Genomic DNA, 2132 nt, shown 5'->3' on the forward strand with positions numbered 1-2132 from the left:
CTGGTCAGCGACCTGTTCTACGACGGCGCGCTGCGTGTGGCCGAAGACGCCTTGGCCTCGCCCGATTGGCTGGCCGCGCGGCAGCGCGCGCTGGGCGACGCGGACGCGGGCACGCATGTGCATGTGCATCGGCTGAAGACCGATGGCGCCTGGTCGGCCATGGAGCGCGGGCCGGCTCGCAGAGAGTCTGCCGAGCTGATTGCCGCGACCGTGGCCGCGGCGCTGGAAAGCGGGCATTGGCTGCCGCAGGAACTGATCGTGCTGACGCCGTTCCGCGCGCAGCGGGCGCTGATCCGCCAGCGGCTGTGGGCCCATGGCGTGCCGGAGACGGTGAAGGTCAGCACGGTGCACCGGGCGCAGGGCAGCGAAGCGCCGGCCGTGCTGTTCGACCCTGCCGATGGCACGCAGCCTTTCCTTCAGACGGAAGAGGCGCAGCGCCTCTTGAACGTGGCGCTGAGCCGGGCGCAGGCCAAGGTGCTGGTCTACCTGTCGGCGGCCGACATCACGAACCCGATGCTGGCCGCGCTGGTGCAGCGGCTGAAGCTGGGCACCGACACGCGCGAGGCCGTGCCGCTGCTGGAGCTGGCGCGCCGGCCCGGCTTCCCGGCCAATGCGCTGGGCCAGCGCGTGAGCGCCGGGCGCCACACCGGCGAGGTTTCGCGCCTGAGCCCGGATGGGCGGCAGTTCTGGCTGGTGAATGAGCGCAGCGGCACCGAGCAGTTGTTCGACACTGAGTTCTGGCGCGCCAAGGCCCGCGGCTGAACTGCGACAGAATCGCCGCCCTCGCCTCCCGATCCTCATTTTCGATCTTGCGCGCCCCATGCAGCCCTTGTTAGACGCCATCGCCTCGACGGCCTTGCCCACAGACGCCCAGCGCATCTTCCACGGCCGCGGTGGCCTGCACCCGGGCTGCGAACACTGGTCGCTGGACTTCTTCCCGCCCGTGTGGGTGCTGACCAGCTTCCAGCCGGTGGCGGACGAGGAACTGGCCGCTGCTGGCGCGGCGCTGGCACAGCGCTGGGAGCAGCTCGCGCCGGGCCAGCCGCTGAACTGGGTCTTCCAGTGCCGGCACGAGGGCAAGAGCAGCACGCAGCTGATGGCCGGCGCCGTGCCGGACCCGCACTGGGTCAGCGAGGACGGGGCGCGCTTTCGCGTGCACGTGGGCAAGGGGCAGAACCACGGCCTTTTCCTGGACATGGCCGAGGGGCGGCGCTGGGTGCGCAGGCACGTGGCCAAGCACACCACCGAGGACCATCGCGTGCGGGTGCTGAACCTGTTTGCCTACACCTGCGCGTTTTCGGTGGTGGCGCTGCAGGCCGGCGCGCGGCAGGTCGTGAACCTGGACATGAGCCAGGGCGCGCTGGGCATTGGCCAGCAGAACCACCGCTTCAATGACGTGTCGGCCAACGCCCGTTTCCTGCCGCATGACCTGTTCAGCTCCTGGGGCAAGGTGACGCGCAGCGGGCCCTACGGGCTGATCATCGTGGACCCGCCCAGTTACCAGAAGGGCAGCTTCGTCGCGACCAAGGACTATGCCCGGTTGATCAAGCGCCTGCCGGACCTGCTGGCGCCCGACGGCCACGTCTTGCTGTGCCTCAATGCGCCAGAGCTGGGCCCGGCCTTCCTGCAGGACCAGGTGCGCGAACTGGCGCCAGAGCTGAGCTTCGTGGAACGCGTGGCCAACCCGCCAGCGTTTGCCGACGTGTCTGACCAGCGTTCGCTGAAGGTGCTGGTGTACCGGGCGCCGCCGCTGGAAAAGGCGCTCTAACTCGCCGCGGCCACGTGCGCCGCAAAAGCCTGCACCTTGGCCGACTGGCGGCGCTGCGGCGGGCTCACCAGGTGGATGGGCAGCGGCGGTGCGGGCCAATCGGGCAGCAGCCGCTGCACCTCGCCGGAAGCCAGTTCGGCTTCGAACAGCCAGGTGGGCGCCTGGCCGATGCCCATGCCGGACAGCACCGCCGCGCGGATGACCTCGCTGCTGTCCGTCTGCAGGTTGCCCTGTGCGCGCAGCGAGACCTGGGTGCCCACGGCCACAGGCGCACCGGGGCCGGCGGTGAAGGTCCAGTTGATGGCGCTGTTCAGTTCGGAGTAGACGATGCAGTTGTGCTGCAACACGTCTTCCGGCAGGCGCG

3 protein-coding genes are annotated in these 2132 nt (G+C 70.0%); 2 read left to right on the forward strand and 1 reads right to left on the reverse strand.

Annotated features, from left to right (window positions below):
* The coding region (locus FKP22_RS28115) for a C-terminal helicase domain-containing protein (RefSeq protein WP_170201144.1) at positions 1-762 on the forward strand (762 nt) is incomplete at its 5' end.
* A gap of 58 nt (positions 763-820) precedes the next feature.
* Positions 821-1768 (forward strand): class I SAM-dependent methyltransferase, encoded by a 948-nt coding sequence (locus tag FKP22_RS28120; protein ID WP_141291359.1) that lies wholly within the window; start codon positions 821-823, stop codon positions 1766-1768.
* On the opposite strand, the gene FKP22_RS28125 is transcribed toward FKP22_RS28120, so the two are convergent.
* Positions 1765-2132 (reverse strand): LysR substrate-binding domain-containing protein (locus FKP22_RS28125; protein WP_233446988.1); only part of this gene is annotated, 368 nt, incomplete at its 5' end. The genes FKP22_RS28120 and FKP22_RS28125 overlap by 4 nt on opposite strands.

Source organism: Ideonella azotifigens (assembly GCF_006519715.1).
Taxonomy (GTDB): Bacteria; Pseudomonadota; Gammaproteobacteria; order Burkholderiales; family Burkholderiaceae_C; genus Ideonella; species Ideonella azotifigens.